The following is a 15097-nucleotide window of genomic DNA, read 5'->3' on the forward strand; positions in this document are numbered from 1 at the left end:
GTTTCGCTTGGCTTTTGTTCAGTTTTCAAAGAACTCTTTTGCCGCTCGTTAGCGACCTAACCTATATTACTAGGTGTACATTCTAAAGTCAAGAACTTTTTTTGGTGGGCCTGAGTGGACTCGAACCACCGACCTCACGCTTATCAGGCGTGCGCTCTAACCAGCTGAGCTACAGGCCCTAAAAAAGGCATAAAAAAAGCACTTAAGCATTTTTTATTTAAATTGGAGCGGGTGATGAGAATCGAACTCACGACATCAGCTTGGAAGGCTGAGGTTTTACCACTAAACTACACCCGCAAAACAATGGTCGGGAAGACAGGATTTGAACCTGCGACCCCCTGGTCCCAAACCAGGTGCTCTACCAAGCTGAGCCACTTCCCGTTAACTGCTAGTTTCATATATTCATTGGTGCGGTTGAGAGGACTCGAACCTCCACGGGGTCAACCCCCACTAGGCCCTCAACCTAGCGCGTCTGCCATTCCGCCACAACCGCGTTCACACCAGATGTATTTAATTAAAAGTGCGGGTGAAGGGAGTCGAACCCCCACGTCATAAGACACTAGATCCTAAGTCTAGCGCGTCTGCCAATTCCGCCACACCCGCAAAGGTAAATGGCGGTCCGGACGGGACTCGAACCCGCGACCTCCTGCGTGACAGGCAGGCATTCTAACCAACTGAACTACCGGACCAATATGGTGGAGGATGACGGGATCGAACCGCCGACCCCCTGCTTGTAAGGCAGGTGCTCTCCCAGCTGAGCTAATCCTCCATTTTATAACACAAACTCTCGAACTTAATTATGGTGACCCGTACGGGATTCGAACCCGTGTTACCGCCGTGAAAGGGCGGTGTCTTAACCGCTTGACCAACGGGCCAACAAATATATAGTGGCGGAGAAGGAGGGATTTGAACCCTCGCGCCGCGTAAACGACCTACACCCTTAGCAGGGGCGCCCCTTCAGCCACTTGGGTACTTCTCCGTGGCTCCACAGGTAGGACTCGAACCTACGACCGATCGGTTAACAGCCGATAGCTCTACCACTGAGCTACTGTGGAATATCGTTGTCGACTTTAGATATTTTAATACAATATCTTTTTAATGTCAACTTTGTTTTTCATCGCCTCGTTCAGCGACTTCTATAATATAGCACAGGACTAGAATAATTTGCAATACTATATTTTATATTTTTTTAGTTTTCCCTTACACTTCCCGCATACATATTTTCGGATATCAAGTTTTCTCTTTCTCTTATAAACAAGACTACAACTTTCACATTGATAATGATGAATAGCATTCGATGTTCTGATGGTTCCTGGTACTACATCACAAAACCTTGGCGCCCCGACTTTTTCCATTAACCATTTAAAGTCTTGATCACGATGCTGATAACCTCTTCCTTGTAAATGCAGATGGTAATGACATAATTCATGCTTAATAATCCCAATAAGCGCCTCTTCTCCAAAATGAACAAGCTGCTTTGGGTTAATTTCAATGTTATGACTTCTTAATAGATATCTCCCACCTGTCGTCCTTAATCGATTATTAAACAACGCCCTATGCTTAAACGGCCATCCAAAATCCTCTACAGAAATACGTTCAACCAGTTTCTGTAACTCTTCATCTGTCATAACTATTTGTCTTTTATTCATAAATCTTCACCAATCCCTCAACTTTGACAAACCCTCCTTCATATAATAATCCAAACAGAGTAAGTTGTTAAGGAGTTGGTTCTTATGCCCGAATGGCTAAGACAACGATTAAAACGTGCATACCTAGAAAAAGACCGTTATCAAATTAAAGTGCTCAACCAATGTTGGTTCTATTACAAAGAGAAAGAAGCTGAATTTTAATTCATATTTTTTAGCCAAGAAAAAGGTGACACAAGACAAAATCATTCATCATGTGTCACCTCTTTTATTATGATACGTGCTGCACTTCCGGTTGCTTCATCGTTAATGATACTCTTCCTTTTTGAACATCAACTTGTTCTACCCAAACAGTGACAATCTCCCCAACCGCAACCACCTCTAATGGATGCTTAATAAAACGATTGGTCATCTTAGAGATATGAACAAGCCCATCCTGTTTCACTCCGATATCTACAAATGCACCAAAGTCCACTACATTACGCACTGTACCTTGTAATTCCATACCAGCTTGTAAGTCCTCCATCTTCAAGACATCTTGCTTCAATAATGGCTTGGCTACTTCATCACGAGGATCTCTTGACGGCCTGATCAAGCTATCAACAATATCTTTTAACGTCGGAACCCCAACTTCAAGTTCCGATGCTAATCCGTCTAAATCGATCGCTTGCAATTGCTCTTTAACCTTTTCTGTTCCGATCTCGTCTGCTATTGCCTCAATATGTTTCAATAATTTTTCTGCCTCTTTATAGCTTTCTGGGTGAATGGCCGTAGAATCTAAAGGCTGATCGCCATCTTGTATCCTCAAGAAACCAATCGCTTGTTCATACGTCTTCGCTCCAAGGCGCGGGATTTTCTTCAATTGTTTCCGATTTGTAAATCGACCTTCTTCATCTCTTCGCTTCACAATATTTGTCGCAACCGCTTTTGACAATCCGGCGACATACTGCAACAACGAAACCGATGCTGTATTCACATTTACACCTACTTGGTTAACAACCGTCTCAACCACAAATGTTAACGATTCGTTCAGACGCTTTTGTGATACATCGTGCTGATATTGACCAACACCTACTGATTTCGGGTCAATTTTCACTAGTTCTGCTAACGGATCTTGAAGCCTGCGGGCAATCGACGCCGCACTTCTCTCTTCTACTTGAAGGTCCGGAAACTCTTCTCTACCTAATTCAGACGCTGAATACACACTAGCCCCAGCTTCATTTACGATTAAGTAATAAACAGGCTTCGTTAATTCCTTCATAACATCAGCTATAAATTGTTCTGTCTCACGAGACGCCGTCCCATTTCCAATCGCAATCATTTCAACATCATATGTTTCAATAAATCTTTTCACAACTTCCATCGCTTTCACTGTTTCGTTGCGAGGGGGAGTTGGATAGATAACAGAAATGTCGAGTACTTTCCCCGTTGCATCAACAACCGCTAACTTACATCCAGTCCGGTAAGCAGGATCGACACCTAACACAGTTTTATCCTTCATCGGTGGCTGGAGCAATAAATGGCGCAAGTTCTCTGCAAAAATATGAATGGCCTGTTCCTCCGCTTTTTCCGTTAACTCATTGCGAATATCCCTTTCTATTGATGGCTCAATTAAGCGTTTATAGCCGTCCTCAATTGCTTCTCCCACTACAGTAGCCGTAGGAGAGTTAGGGTATCTAATCCATTTGCGCTTCGTTTCATTGATAATTCGATCAGCCGGGAATACTAATGAAACACGTAGAATCCCTTCTTTTTCTCCACGGTTCATCGCTAAAACACGGTGAGGAACAATGGATTTAATGGCTTCCTCGTACTCATAATACATTTCAAATACTTGCTTTTCATCGGCTTCTTTATCTTTCAGTGCCGTTTTCATTTTCCCTTCTTTAAATCCGACCAACCGAATCGCTTTACGAATTTCTGCGTCATCAGATACCGACTCAGCAATGATATCCTTCGCTCCCGAAATTACATCTTCCACAGACGTTAAATCGTGTTCATCCGATAAATACGTAGCTGCCTCTTCTTCTACTGAACCCGTTTTCGGCAGCGATTGTAACCAAAGCGCAAATGGCTCAAGCCCTTTTTCCTTTGCTACGGTCGCTCTCGTTCTCCGCTTTTGTTTATAAGGACGATATAGATCTTCTACTTCTTGCAACTTTTTCGACGCTTGAATTTTAACTCTTAATTCGTCTGTTAACTTCCCTTGTTCATCAATTAAGCGGATTACTTCTTCTTGGCGGTTCGCTAATTGGTTCGCATACTCCCACTTTTCTACAATCGTTCTTATTTGAACTTCATCTAGCCCACCAGTCATTTCTTTTCGGTATCGCGCGATAAAAGGGACCGTATTGCCCTCTTCAACTAATTTAATTAATTGTTCTATGTATGATGATTTTACATTTAGTTCTTTAGCCATTATTTGAATTGTTTCATTCTGCTTCGTCTCATTCATTCGAACACCTCATCAAAATAGAATATGTTAATTTATGATAGCATAAGTTTGTTCCATCCTTCTAGGAACATACCTAAAGCCGACTTAATGCTCAAGTTTTTGGCCTAAACCCAAATAAAGAGAGACCCCTTACCAACGAGGCCACTGAAAAAGTCTTTTTAGAAGATTCGAGGAAGCAGCAATGGCTCCACACGTTGCGCACCCGCTACGAGAAACCCACTCATAGCAGGCTTAAAACAAAGCAACGGTTCCGCTCATTGCTTAAAGGCCACTGAAAAAGGTACGATTTTTACCTTTTTCAGTGGCCTTTTACCAACCTGCCGCCATTTCTTTCTATGATTCTTACATAGTGGACGGATTGATATTGAATCTCTCTTTTTAATGAAGTTTTCCTATAAGCATCGTCACATCATCCGAAGCAAAATAATCACTTGAAAAGTACGTATCTGTTATAGCATCAAAAGAAGGAAGTTTCATCAGTTTCTCTTTGGTCGGTTTTTTTTTCACACCATCAGAATAAAGCAAAAAAGAACTACCACTTACATACGGAAAGCTACTCATTCGTAGTTGTTGTTTTTTCCCAGAAAGATAGCCTCTGCTTGGAATCGGCTGAATCATCCTTCCATCTGGCATGTACATGATAAAACCGACATTTCCAAAGTTACAATATCGAACTTCTCCCTTAGAATAGTCAATCTTAATCACCGTTAAAACAGCACCCCGCTTATTACTTAGTGCACCGTTACACAATTCTACCATTTGATCTACAGACTTATGATGGTGAGCTTCGATTACTCCTAAGGCCGCTGTAGCCGATTTTCTAGCCCCTTCCCCACTACCTAAGCCATCAATAACCGCACACACGGCGTAGTCTGTTTGGTGGATGACTGTATGCATATCACCACTACATGCATTTCCTTGTTTTGCTTGTTCAAATGCTGCTACTTCAACCTTTTCATCTCGATAAATCGTCACCATTACAAAATCTCCGAAGGTTCAATTTGAATAGATCCACGTAATTTTTCAAGCGCTCTTCTTTGCAAACGAGAAACATGCATTTGCGACATGCCAAGCTTATCCCCTGTTTCTTTTTGACTTAAATTTTCAAAATACGTGCATATTAAGATTTGCTTTTCTCTTTCTTCGAGTACATGAAATGCCTTTTCAATGACTAATTTTTGGTCAGCTTCTTCATAACCAGAATCGATATTTCCAACTAAATCCAGCAACGTAACCTCGCCACCCTCTTGATCAGCCTCTAAAGAGCGATCAACAGATAACGCTTGGTAACTCTTGCTCATCTCCATCGTTTCTAACACTTCTTCTTCTGTGACACCTAAGTAATCAGCTAACTCTTGCACTAATGGCGACCTTTGTAGTTCAGCCGTAAGTGTTTCCACTGCATTTCTTATTTTTGGCCCTAATTCTTTAATCCTTCTAGGAACATGAACACTCCATGTTTTATCACGAATAAACCGTTTGATTTCTCCTACGATTGTCGGAATCGCAAACGATTCGAAGCTTTTACCAACTTGTAAGTCATATCTTTTTAGCGCGGCTAGCAATCCAACCATCCCAACTTGAAACATGTCTTCCTCATATTCGCGTCCTTTTGAAAATTTACGTGACAGCGAACGGACAAGAGCTTCATAATGTCGCACTAGTTTTAACTGAGATTCTTCATCTTCAAACTGTTGATAATGCTCGATCCACTCATAGACCTGTTCATTGTTCTGGTTGTGTCTGCTGGATTTCACTGACATCCTGTTCCACCTCATCTCCATGAAGGAACTTTGTCATAACAAGCACGATACCTGATTCATCGTTGATTTCTACTTTGTCCATGAGCGTACTAATCAAAAACAACCCAAGTCCACCTTCTTTTAAATCTCCAACTGGACGACTAGCGTCTACTGGACCTAGGTGATCTTTCACTTTGGCTACATCAAAACTCTGCCCACTATCTGCAACAATAATCTCCATGCGATTCTCATACAACAAATAAGAGACATTCATCATACCGCTTTCTTCATAAGCGTGGTTAACAACGTTGGTACATGCTTCTGCAACCGCAATCTTCATATCTTCTATATCGTCATAGGTAAAGCCAGCTCGATTAGCAATTCCAGAAACAGTCAAACGGATGACTCCTACATATTCCGGCTTGGCAGGTACGCTCATAAGGATGTGGTCTGCCTCATGTTGTTTCATTTTGAACCCTCCTCTTCTTCAATAGCCATTACTTCATCCAAGCCTGTAATGGTAAACAAGCGTTGCACCCTGGCAGACATTCCGACAAGAGTTAATTTTGCATTGTTGGCATCCGAGGCTTTTAGCGCCCCTATAAAAACCCCTAGGCCTGTACTATCAATATATTGGACGTCTGATAGATCCACCTTCACGTTCGTTCCCTTTTCCGCTAAAGGAATCAGTGCTTCGCGCAACTTCGGAGCGGTATATGCATCAATTTCTCCTGCTACATATAAAACGATGATATCAGCTTTATTTTCCGAACGAATAGATAAATTCATAATTAAATCCCCTTCCCATAAAAATATGTTATAGAGTGTATACCACGAATTCATAATCCTTAAACGTCTCTTCGTATAATCATCAATGTAAAATCATCTTTCAACTGAAAATCTTGCATTTTTGCCAATTCGTAATACACACTCTCGACTACTTCCTGAGCAGATAAATGCATATAGTTACGAATTAAGCCAATGATCTCTTCTCGGTCAATAAAGCGTTCACCAATGCGACTCTCAGTCACTCCATCAGATAGGAAGACGATAAAATCTCCAACTTCAACCTTCCTGCTATACTCTCTAAACTTAGCTTCTTTTGACACACCGAGAGCAATCCCTTTGGCAAAAAGTTCTTCAAATTGATCACTCTTTGCAAAATAAAAAAATCCAGGTTCATGCCCAGCACCAGCATAATGAAATTCATGCGTACGAGGATCATAAGACCCATACATCATCGTAATAAACATATTATCATCTATATTTTGCTCAACAACACGATTCAAGTTTTCTAAAAGCGCAGCGGGTTGTAGACGTTGCTCAGGTAAACTGTCCATCGCATACTTGATCATAGACATACAAAGCGCAGCCGGGACACCTTTTCCAATAATATCGGCAATCGCCACCCCAACACATTGATGATCATCCATTATATAGTGATAATAGTCTCCACTCATCTGTGCGGCCGGAACACTAACAACTCCAATATCAAGTGAACCTACACTCGGTATCTCCTTTGGCAGCAATGTTTGCTGCATATTTGCCGCAACTTCTATTTCAGATTCTAGTTCTCGCTGCCGATCCCGTAAACTTTGGTGTTCACGATAAGCCATCCCATACCCCATCATCACTTCAAGCAACAAATCAAGAGAATCAACCACTTCATCTGCTAACGTCGGGAACAATTCCTCTAGCACTTCGCGATGAACACTAATTAACTCTTCTGGAGAGACTTGATGCTCAAGAAGCACCTTGCTAAATTGTTGAGCTTCGTATAACCCTTGCTCACTCTTTTGATGTAAAAACATTTTCAGTATACGTTTATACGTTTCCTCTAGATTTTGAATAGTCTCTTTCACAAAAGCCCCCCCTATTAAGCATCAGAAAAGTCCCCCAAAAAAATCATTTACCTTAACCACTTGACCGCTTTGATCACTGTACCTTCCCCAGCTTCAGAATCAATCGTAAATTCATCCATTAATCGTTTCACCCCTGGTAAACCCGCACCCATTCCTCCAGATGTCGTAAATCCATCAACCATTACTTGCCTAATATCAGGAATCCCTGGCCCTTGATCTCGAGCGATAATTCTCATCCCTTTTTTCAAACCTACTTTTGAAGGTATCTCCACAACCTCTAAGCAAATTTCTCCACGTTTAGCATAAAGGTAGATATTACGAGAAAGCTCCGAAATAGCCGTCGTTATTCGAGCTTGGTCTACACTACCGAAGCCAATCTCCTTTGATAGGGAACGCCCCGCTTGTCTAGCCGCTACAATTCCCCACTCGTTTTTCACTTCAACACAGGACTGGGTTTTCATCCTCACCCCTCCAATTCTTGCTGCAACTTCGTTAAACCTTGTTCTAAATCCAGTGCAGTTTGAACATCATCAAGCTTAATGCCCATGTCGATAAGTGTAATCGCAACAGCAGGCTGTATTCCTGTTAACACAACTTTCGCTCCCATCAAACTAGACATATCTACAACATCTCCAAGCACTTTTGCAATAAATGAATCAATCATGTCAACTGACGTTAAATCAATCACCACTCCAAGCGAACCTTCTGCATGGATTTTATTAAGAAGGTCCTCTTGAAATTGCAACGCCGTTTGGTCATCAAGTTCTACTTGGATACTAATTAACAAATACTGATGCAACTTCAAAATAGGAATTCTCATTCTTATTTCCCCCAACTTACAAATCAATCATTTTTTTATTCGTCAATTCCAACGCAGTCTCAATTCCCTTTTTCAATGTACTCTTCGTTGGAAATTTACTTAAATCGATCCCTAAATTAACAATTGTCTGCGCAATTTCCGGCCTAATCCCAACTAAAATACACGTTGCTCCAACTAATCTCACAGCTTCAGAAGCCTGTATGATATGGTGGGCAACCATTGTATCCACAACCGGTACACCGGTGATATCAATTAAGACTACTTGACTACGGTGTTCAATGACCCCCTCTAATAAATTTTCCATAATCAGTTTTGCCCGCGCTGTGTCTATGGTCCCGATGAGAGGCATTACCGTTACTGAATCTAGTACAGGAATTAATGGGGCAGATAGCTCTAATAAGGAGAGTTTCTGCATTTCAATAATATCTTCCCAGTTCCCTGTGTAATCATGGACAAGTTGATTGACAATTCCGTCAATCCATTCTTCAAGATCACTAAACGTCGCTAACAAAGCTTGTACATCTGATTCATTCTCAGAAAGGAAAGCTAGCAGAACTCGGCGAAAAGCTTGGAGGCCTTGTGTAAAGTAAGATAGCGGCCAGCCTGCTTGAATATATTTTTCGGCGAAAGAACTAAGATGTCCCTTAGCCTCCTCTTGATCTGTCGTTACCTGACTGATGATGAAGCGCATGAATTCTTGATTCATATTTTCATAGACATCATCGGTTATCGTCGTTAAGTAATTATTTGACCTGACGAGTTCCAATTCTTTTTCCCAGTGCTCTAACACTGCATCTCTTTTATTATTCAGCAAAGAAATAATATATGGTTGCATATCGTAGCCTCCTGTAACATCCTTATCCTTTTATTATTCCATGAGAAAAAACGAGTTGCAAAGATAATTGTTTAGAAATCATTACATATTTGTTCATATTTCGTTCAACTTAAATACAAGGCCCACCTAAACAAAAAAAACCTCGTACGTATACGAGGCCTTCCTTTTAAAAATCAATAAGTCCTAAACTAATGAACAATGCATCGTTCACACGATTCATCATATCATCATCTAGATGTGTAATCTTATCCGTTAATCTTTGCTTGTCAATCGTTCGTACTTGCTCTAATAAAATGACGGAATCTCGATCAAAACCATAACGCTTGGCGTTGATTTCAACATGGGTCGGTAATTTAGCCTTCTGAATTTGCGCTGTAATAGCTGCAACAATTACGGTCGGGCTGAAACGGTTGCCAATATCATTTTGTATGACGAGTACAGGACGAACTCCTCCTTGTTCTGAACCAACAACAGGTGAAAGATCCGCAAAGTATACGTCGCCTCGTTTTACAATCAAAGGCTACACCCCACTCACTAAGCGATCGAGGGTATTCTCTGCTTCCTCCTCGGCAAGAAAAGATTCTGATGCAATATTTAGGTTGATTTTCGCCATTTCCATGTAACCTTGTTGCATCGTCTCACGAATTTGACGCTTCTTACGTTCGCGAAGATACATCTTTGTAGCTTGTGAAATAAATTCACTACGATTGACGTTCTCTTTTTTGATCACACCGTCCACCTCGTTCAACAAATGTTGTGGCAAATTGATTACAATGCGCTTTGTGTTTTGCTCTGACACAAACATCCACCCCCAGCATCCACCATTAACCTTTTATATTAAACATAAAAAAACAGATACTTCTCTAATTTATCTCTAACATTAATCATAGCACTTGCTAGATCAAATTGCAAAGACCCTGTAGTCTTTCTTTTTTGTTTTTAAATCCAACTTTGCTTATCATTCAATGGAACACTATTTGACATATACCCTTGGAACTCGTGGTCCAATAACGCAAGGGATTTCATAGTTAATCGTTCCAAGCCTAGCGGCAACTTCATCCATTGTTATTTTATCATTTCCATCTTGCCCAATCAATGTTACAATCGTTCCCGTTTCCACTTTTTTTGATAACTTGACCATACATTGGTCCATACAAATGCGACCAACAAAGGGAACTCTTTCTCCATTAACTAATACTTCCCCACCTGCTGTACTATGATACCTTAACCAACCATCGGCATACCCTATAGGAATCGTTCCAATCCATTCATGATTTTTAGTTGTATAGGTCGCTCCGTAACTAATCGACTCCCCGGGCGGTAATTCTTTCACCTGCACTAGGCGGCTTTTTAACGCGAAAGCAGGCTTTAGCTTAATAGGAAGCTCATCTGTTATCTCTGGAGAAGGAGTCAAGCCATACATCGAAATCCCTAATCGAACTAAGGTGAACATTTTATCTGGGAACCGCATACTCGCTGCACTGTTGCCACTATGAATAAGTGGTACATAAATGCCCAATTCTTCTGCCCACTCGAGCATTTTCTTAAAACGCTCATGTTGTTCATTTACATAAGTGTCATCTAATTCATCAGCCGTTGCAAAATGAGTATAAATCCCGACTAATTCAAACTGTTTATGCTCTGACAACAATTGTAAAAGCGGGGCTACTTCTTCTTTTGTTCGAAGGCCGACCCTTCCCATACCTGTATCAAACTTTATATGTATTTGGACACGTTCACCCTCTGAAAGAAAGGACAATGCACGTTGTATCCATTCCATTTGAAATACGGTAACCATAACATTAAGCCTTGCTGCTACATGAACATCCTCTGGTCTAATTCGGCCTAATACTAGAATCGGAGCTTCTATTCCAGCCTCTCTAAGGACAACGGCTTCATCTAATAAAGCTACAGCTAAATAAGTAGCTCCTGACTGTAAGGCTGTCTTGGCCACCTCAACTGCTCCATGACCATACCCATTTGCCTTCACAACAGCCATCACTTGAACGCCCTTTTCCCTATAAAGCTCCTTAACCGAAGATACATTATGAGCGATCGCACTTAGGTCAATCTCTGCCCAAGTATCTCGATAATACGTATGACTCATCCTTCTCCTCCTACCTCTACTGTAAACTCTCTAATATTCGTTTCATTTTACCACAAAGCAAATAGCAAAAGAAAAGGGGCTACCCCAAAAAGGTCTGCTATTGACCTTATGGGATAACCCCTTGAACATTATTTCTCTTCGGTTCCATACACAGAACTTGCAATCGACATCATTTCTTCCTGACTTAAGTTTTCAGATGCGAGGAAGAAATCGACCCCATTGTAAGACCACTGCAATGACTCACTTGTCATAACCCCAATTGTAAATCCAAGATCGACTGGCTCACCTTGACTTACATTCATTGGTGTTGAAGCAGGAACGACTTGGCTTTGCTCTTGAATCAACGTAAATGGCTGCTCACCACTATATTGAAGAACAACGCGCTCACCGTTTTCTGATTCAATATTTTGAGAAGCATTGAAACTAGTGCCGTCCGGTGTATACATTGGATAATAAACCGTCATTGGCTCTAATGGCTCTGCCATCGCTGGTTCCTCCGTCATTTGAGCACCTGTCATATTGCGCTCCATGTCGAAGTCACCTTCATTGAAGCTAGCATTCCATTCAAAGCTTGTGAAATCAAGTTGAACAAGAACTTCAAGATCTGCGTTCATAATTTTCACCTGAGCAGGTGATAGATCTTTTTTATTTAACTTAATTTCTTGAGTATTTAAATTCTTATTTTGATAGTTAGTATTCGTTTGAAACACATAGTAATCCTCATCAGCTTGGAAAGAACGCTCTGGATCCATCAAAATATCTTGAATAAGGGATTCATATAGATACACTTGACTGCTGTTTGTCGGCCAATCGCTTTGAAAACGGAAACTTTTGTTTAAAGCGGGTGTCAACACGAAAACCCCATCATCGTTACGGAGAATAATTTGACTTTGGTCTCTATTTTGATTTTCTAAAGCTACGCGATAATAGCTTTTTGATTGATGCCAAACCTCCACCTCATACGTTTGTTGATCTTGCCCTGTTTCCAATGTCATCGTTGAATTAGCTTTGTACCCAGTCATTTCCTCTAGCTTCTCGTCTAAATCTGTCATAATGTCTTCTTGTGTTTTTTCGCCGCAACCTACGAGTATCATAGATAGTAGTAACCCTAGTGTAGCGAACCAGATTGCTTTTTTCATGCTTTCACCCCTTTGTCTCATTTGAAAGAAGAGAGCGAATGCATTCAAGAGACGGCTTACTTCATGGTGTGCGCCCTGTTTCGTTGCTCCTAAATACGACTGGTATACTTAGCGAGCTAGCAGAAAACGAGGAACTTCGTGTGGACATTGACCTAACTTGAATGTTTACCTCTTCTATTCGCACTACAACTATATGAGACAACCTTGAGCAATATGCAGACTAGCTTGACAAGCTTTCAATAATTACCTCAGCAACAGCATAATTTCTACTATGTGAAATAGAAAGGTGAGTATGACCCAAAAGCCCTGGCACAACTAAGTTCGGCTTACCACTATCCTCTTTAATAATTTCGATATCGTGCCAACTATAATTTTTTGAAATTCCTGTTCCAGTTGCTTTTACAAAAGCCTCTTTCGCTGCAAATCTCCCTGCTAAAAATTCAATTTTTCGTTTTTTCGAGTATGTTTCAAATGTCTTTCTTTCGTTAACCGTTAAAACCCTCTCCACAAAACGCGGTTGACGGTTCATGACTTCTTCAATTCTCTCTAACTCCACAATATCAATTCCTATTCCAATGATCATAATTAACCCCATCCTTATTTAAGCATTTCCGTTGTCCACTTTACATAGGCTAGCAATATGTTCGTTTAGCCACTAAACCCTTTCATTTAAGCTATTTTTGCTATTTCTGTTATAATAGCAAATATCAAAGGAGGACGTATGATGTTTATCCGGAACGAAAGCTTCTATTCTTTTAGACGACAATATCCCATTATTACCATTCTTGTAGCCATTCACCTGATTTTATTTGTTTGGATGAACTTTCTACCTTTTGGAAACTACATCCGTGCCTTAGGGATTGGTTATAACCTTGCTGTTGCAAATGGTGAATACTGGCGACTGATCACTCCAATTTTCATGCATATTGGAGCCGGTCATGTTCTTTTTAATTCTTTTTCGCTCGTTATCTTCGGACCTGCCCTTGAAAGAATGCTAGGAAAATTTAAATTTATCCTTGTCTATCTCATAACGGGTATTATAGCCAATATAGCCACGTTTTACCTTGGAGGTCTGGCTTACCCACCGCATCTAGGCGCTTCTGGTGCTATATTCGGCTTACTTGGGATGTATGTATATTTAGTCATTAATCGTAAAGACTTAATTGATCGAATGAACTCACAACTCGTTATGACCATTATCATTATTGGTTTAGTAATGACATTTGTAAATCCTAATATTAATATACTTGCTCATTTGTTTGGTCTTATTGCTGGAGCAGCTCTTGCCCCGCTCTTTCTCATTGGTGCAAAGCCTTATTATGCGGAGCAACGGGTCTTCGTTGATCATGGTGAGCCTGTATTCGACCCAAACAGGTGGCAGAAAAAAAGACGAAACAACAAACGCCTCAAACAAGCATTTTGGATCGGCCTTGGTATCCTTGTCCTTTTCGGATTGCTTAGTCGAGTGTTATAAACTATCTATAAACTTTTGGGGTGTTTCCAAGGTCTACTTCTAACCTTTGGTCACACCCCTAATTTCTTTATCTCTTTAACCCTTCAACAAATGTATTTACATTATGTTCGATCATTTTAATATAGCTCTCTGCTCCGCTTCCTTCTAGTCCAACCGCATCTGTATACACTTCTCCTGCAATGTCTACCCCCGCGTCTCGCGCTACCGTTTCCATATAGCGAGAATCAACAGTCGTTTCTACAAATACCGCTGGAAGGTTACGTTCCTTTACGATTTCAACAAGAGTAGCAATTTGACCCGGTGTTCCTTCTTCATGAGAATTTAATTCCCAAATTCCATATGTCTCAAAGCCATACTGCTCACCGAAATATTGAAAAGCGTTTTCGCTGACTGCGATCACACGTTCATCGACTCCTTCTACCTCTGTTTGAATCCAGGTATGGAGTTCCTCTAGCTCCTCGATATAGGCTAAAGCATTGGCTTTGTATTCATCGGCTCCTTCTGGGTCGCGTTCTATTAAATCATCTCGAATATTCTCTACATATTTAATCGCATTGGTTACATCTAACCAAGCATGTGGATCTTCTCCTTCCTCACCAGCTATAGGCAAAGGACTCACTCCAGCTGAAACAGGAACAATTGGAACATCACCTGTATTTTGAACAAGACGCTCCAACCACTCTTCTAATCCCAATCCATTTACATAAAAGACATCCGCATCACTTACCTTCTGAAAATCACTCGGGACTGCTTCATACTCATGCGGTTCTTCACCAATTGGTACTAAGTATTCAACATCAGCACGGTCTCCAGCCACTTGCTCTGCTAAATCACCCAAAATCGAAAAACTCGTTACAACCTGTAATTTGTCATTTGCTTGTTCTTCAGAGCCCCCACAAGCAGCTAACAGCACCGTCATCATGATGGTTCCAAAAAATAAAATCCATGTCTTTTTCACGTTGGTTCCTCCCCTATACATTTGGTTCCTTACCAAAGATATGCACAAGGGCAACTTAT

General features: G+C 40.9%; 19 protein-coding genes and 10 tRNA genes. 3 read left to right on the plus strand and 26 right to left on the minus strand.

From position 1 onward, the window contains the following. Nucleotides 1–102: 102 nt before the first annotated feature. The 11 genes from LQ50_RS16120 to LQ50_RS16170 form a co-directional block, all read right to left on the minus strand. Nucleotides 103–179, minus strand: a tRNA-Ile gene (locus LQ50_RS16120). Nucleotides 180–223: 44 nt separating this feature from the next. After that, a tRNA-Gly gene (locus tag LQ50_RS16125) sits at nucleotides 224–297 on the minus strand. 7 nt (nucleotides 298–304) lie between these two features. Next, nucleotides 305–381: transfer RNA gene (locus LQ50_RS16130), tRNA-Pro, on the minus strand. A 25-nt stretch (nucleotides 382–406) separates the two neighbouring features. Beyond that, nucleotides 407–493: transfer RNA gene (locus LQ50_RS16135), tRNA-Leu, on the minus strand. Nucleotides 494–521: 28 nt separating this feature from the next. Further along, nucleotides 522–603: transfer RNA gene (locus tag LQ50_RS16140), tRNA-Leu, on the minus strand. A 9-nt stretch (nucleotides 604–612) separates the two neighbouring features. Next, nucleotides 613–689: transfer RNA gene (locus tag LQ50_RS16145), tRNA-Asp, on the minus strand. Between the two features lie 4 nt (nucleotides 690–693). Then, a tRNA-Val gene (locus LQ50_RS16150) sits at nucleotides 694–769 on the minus strand. Nucleotides 770–800: 31 nt separating this feature from the next. Further along, a tRNA-Glu gene (locus LQ50_RS16155) sits at nucleotides 801–875 on the minus strand. A 13-nt stretch (nucleotides 876–888) separates the two neighbouring features. Next, nucleotides 889–979, minus strand: a tRNA-Ser gene (locus LQ50_RS16160). A gap of 1 nt (nucleotide 980) precedes the next feature. Beyond that, nucleotides 981–1055, minus strand: a tRNA-Asn gene (locus LQ50_RS16165). A 117-nt stretch (nucleotides 1056–1172) separates the two neighbouring features. Continuing rightward, nucleotides 1173–1628 carry a SprT family protein gene (locus LQ50_RS16170; RefSeq protein WP_034631403.1) on the minus strand — a complete coding sequence of 152 codons (456 nt, stop codon included), beginning with the start codon at nucleotides 1626–1628 and terminating at the stop codon, nucleotides 1173–1175. Nucleotides 1629–1733: 105 nt separating this feature from the next. On the opposite strand from LQ50_RS16170, the gene cmpA reads away from it, so the two are divergent. Further along, on the plus strand, nucleotides 1734–1850 hold the full coding sequence (gene cmpA / locus LQ50_RS25230) for a cortex morphogenetic protein CmpA (RefSeq protein WP_152608240.1): 117 nt from the start codon (nucleotides 1734–1736) through the stop codon (nucleotides 1848–1850). Nucleotides 1851–1917: 67 nt separating this feature from the next. On the opposite strand, the gene LQ50_RS16175 is transcribed toward cmpA, so the two are convergent. The 13 genes from LQ50_RS16175 to LQ50_RS16235 all read right to left on the minus strand — a co-directional run bounded on the left by LQ50_RS16175 (nucleotide 1918) and on the right by LQ50_RS16235 (nucleotide 12606). Then, nucleotides 1918–4101, minus strand: a complete 2184-nt coding sequence (locus LQ50_RS16175) for a Tex family protein (RefSeq protein ID WP_034631292.1) — start codon at nucleotides 4099–4101, stop codon at nucleotides 1918–1920. A 378-nt stretch (nucleotides 4102–4479) separates the two neighbouring features. Then, nucleotides 4480–5079, minus strand: coding sequence for a SpoIIE family protein phosphatase (locus LQ50_RS16180; RefSeq protein WP_034631295.1), 600 nt, complete (start codon nucleotides 5077–5079; stop codon nucleotides 4480–4482). Next, on the minus strand, nucleotides 5079–5864 hold the full coding sequence (gene sigB, locus LQ50_RS16185) for an RNA polymerase sigma factor SigB (RefSeq protein WP_034631297.1): 786 nt from the start codon (nucleotides 5862–5864) through the stop codon (nucleotides 5079–5081). The genes LQ50_RS16180 and sigB overlap by 1 nt, the downstream gene beginning before the upstream one ends. Continuing rightward, on the minus strand, nucleotides 5827–6312 hold the full coding sequence (gene rsbW, locus LQ50_RS16190; protein WP_034631300.1) for an anti-sigma B factor RsbW: 486 nt from the start codon (nucleotides 6310–6312) through the stop codon (nucleotides 5827–5829). The genes sigB and rsbW overlap by 38 nt, the downstream gene beginning before the upstream one ends. After that, nucleotides 6309–6632, minus strand: a complete 324-nt coding sequence (locus tag LQ50_RS16195) for an STAS domain-containing protein (protein WP_034631302.1) — start codon at nucleotides 6630–6632, stop codon at nucleotides 6309–6311. The genes rsbW and LQ50_RS16195 overlap by 4 nt, the downstream gene beginning before the upstream one ends. 59 nt (nucleotides 6633–6691) lie before the next feature. After that, on the minus strand, nucleotides 6692–7705 hold the full coding sequence (locus tag LQ50_RS16200) for a PP2C family protein-serine/threonine phosphatase (RefSeq protein WP_034631303.1): 1014 nt from the start codon (nucleotides 7703–7705) through the stop codon (nucleotides 6692–6694). Between the two features lie 47 nt (nucleotides 7706–7752). Next, on the minus strand, nucleotides 7753–8166 hold the full coding sequence (locus LQ50_RS16205; protein WP_034631305.1) for an anti-sigma regulatory factor: 414 nt from the start codon (nucleotides 8164–8166) through the stop codon (nucleotides 7753–7755). 2 nt (nucleotides 8167–8168) lie between these two features. Continuing rightward, on the minus strand, nucleotides 8169–8525 hold the full coding sequence (locus tag LQ50_RS16210; protein WP_034631307.1) for an STAS domain-containing protein: 357 nt from the start codon (nucleotides 8523–8525) through the stop codon (nucleotides 8169–8171). A 16-nt stretch (nucleotides 8526–8541) separates the two neighbouring features. Then, the gene (gene rsbRA, locus LQ50_RS16215) at nucleotides 8542–9360 is read right to left on the minus strand and encodes an RsbT co-antagonist protein RsbRA (RefSeq protein WP_034631310.1); all 819 of its coding nucleotides are present in this window, start codon (nucleotides 9358–9360) and stop codon (nucleotides 8542–8544) included. A 166-nt stretch (nucleotides 9361–9526) separates the two neighbouring features. Beyond that, complete coding sequence (locus tag LQ50_RS16220) at nucleotides 9527–9877, minus strand: type II toxin-antitoxin system PemK/MazF family toxin (protein ID WP_034631315.1); 351 nt, start codon at nucleotides 9875–9877, stop codon at nucleotides 9527–9529. 3 nt (nucleotides 9878–9880) lie between these two features. After that, nucleotides 9881–10165, minus strand: a complete 285-nt coding sequence (locus tag LQ50_RS16225) for a CopG family ribbon-helix-helix protein (protein ID WP_034631317.1) — start codon at nucleotides 10163–10165, stop codon at nucleotides 9881–9883. A 168-nt stretch (nucleotides 10166–10333) separates the two neighbouring features. Further along, on the minus strand, nucleotides 10334–11467 hold the full coding sequence (gene alr / locus LQ50_RS16230) for an alanine racemase (RefSeq protein ID WP_034631319.1): 1134 nt from the start codon (nucleotides 11465–11467) through the stop codon (nucleotides 10334–10336). A gap of 128 nt (nucleotides 11468–11595) precedes the next feature. Further along, nucleotides 11596–12606, minus strand: coding sequence for a LolA family protein (locus LQ50_RS16235; protein ID WP_034631322.1), 1011 nt, complete (start codon nucleotides 12604–12606; stop codon nucleotides 11596–11598). 38 nt (nucleotides 12607–12644) lie between these two features. On the opposite strand from LQ50_RS16235, the gene LQ50_RS26305 reads away from it, so the two are divergent. After that, nucleotides 12645–12767 (plus strand): hypothetical protein, encoded by a 123-nt coding sequence (locus LQ50_RS26305; RefSeq protein ID WP_272913731.1) that lies wholly within the window; start codon nucleotides 12645–12647, stop codon nucleotides 12765–12767. 59 nt (nucleotides 12768–12826) lie between these two features. Here LQ50_RS26305 and acpS read toward each other — a convergent pair whose 3' ends face one another. Beyond that, entirely contained in the window at nucleotides 12827–13189 is a 363-nt protein-coding gene (acpS, locus tag LQ50_RS16240; RefSeq protein WP_034631324.1) for a holo-ACP synthase, read from the minus strand. A 141-nt stretch (nucleotides 13190–13330) separates the two neighbouring features. On the opposite strand from acpS, the gene LQ50_RS16245 reads away from it, so the two are divergent. Beyond that, complete coding sequence (locus LQ50_RS16245; RefSeq protein ID WP_034631326.1) at nucleotides 13331–14080, plus strand: rhomboid family intramembrane serine protease; 750 nt, start codon at nucleotides 13331–13333, stop codon at nucleotides 14078–14080. Nucleotides 14081–14147: 67 nt separating this feature from the next. Here LQ50_RS16245 and LQ50_RS16250 read toward each other — a convergent pair whose 3' ends face one another. After that, the gene (locus LQ50_RS16250; RefSeq protein ID WP_034631328.1) at nucleotides 14148–15038 is read right to left on the minus strand and encodes a metal ABC transporter substrate-binding protein; all 891 of its coding nucleotides are present in this window, start codon (nucleotides 15036–15038) and stop codon (nucleotides 14148–14150) included. Between the last annotated feature and the right edge of the window lie 59 nt (nucleotides 15039–15097).

The organism is Halalkalibacter okhensis (assembly GCF_000787375.1).
GTDB lineage: Bacteria > Bacillota > Bacilli > Bacillales > Bacillaceae_D > Halalkalibacter > Halalkalibacter okhensis.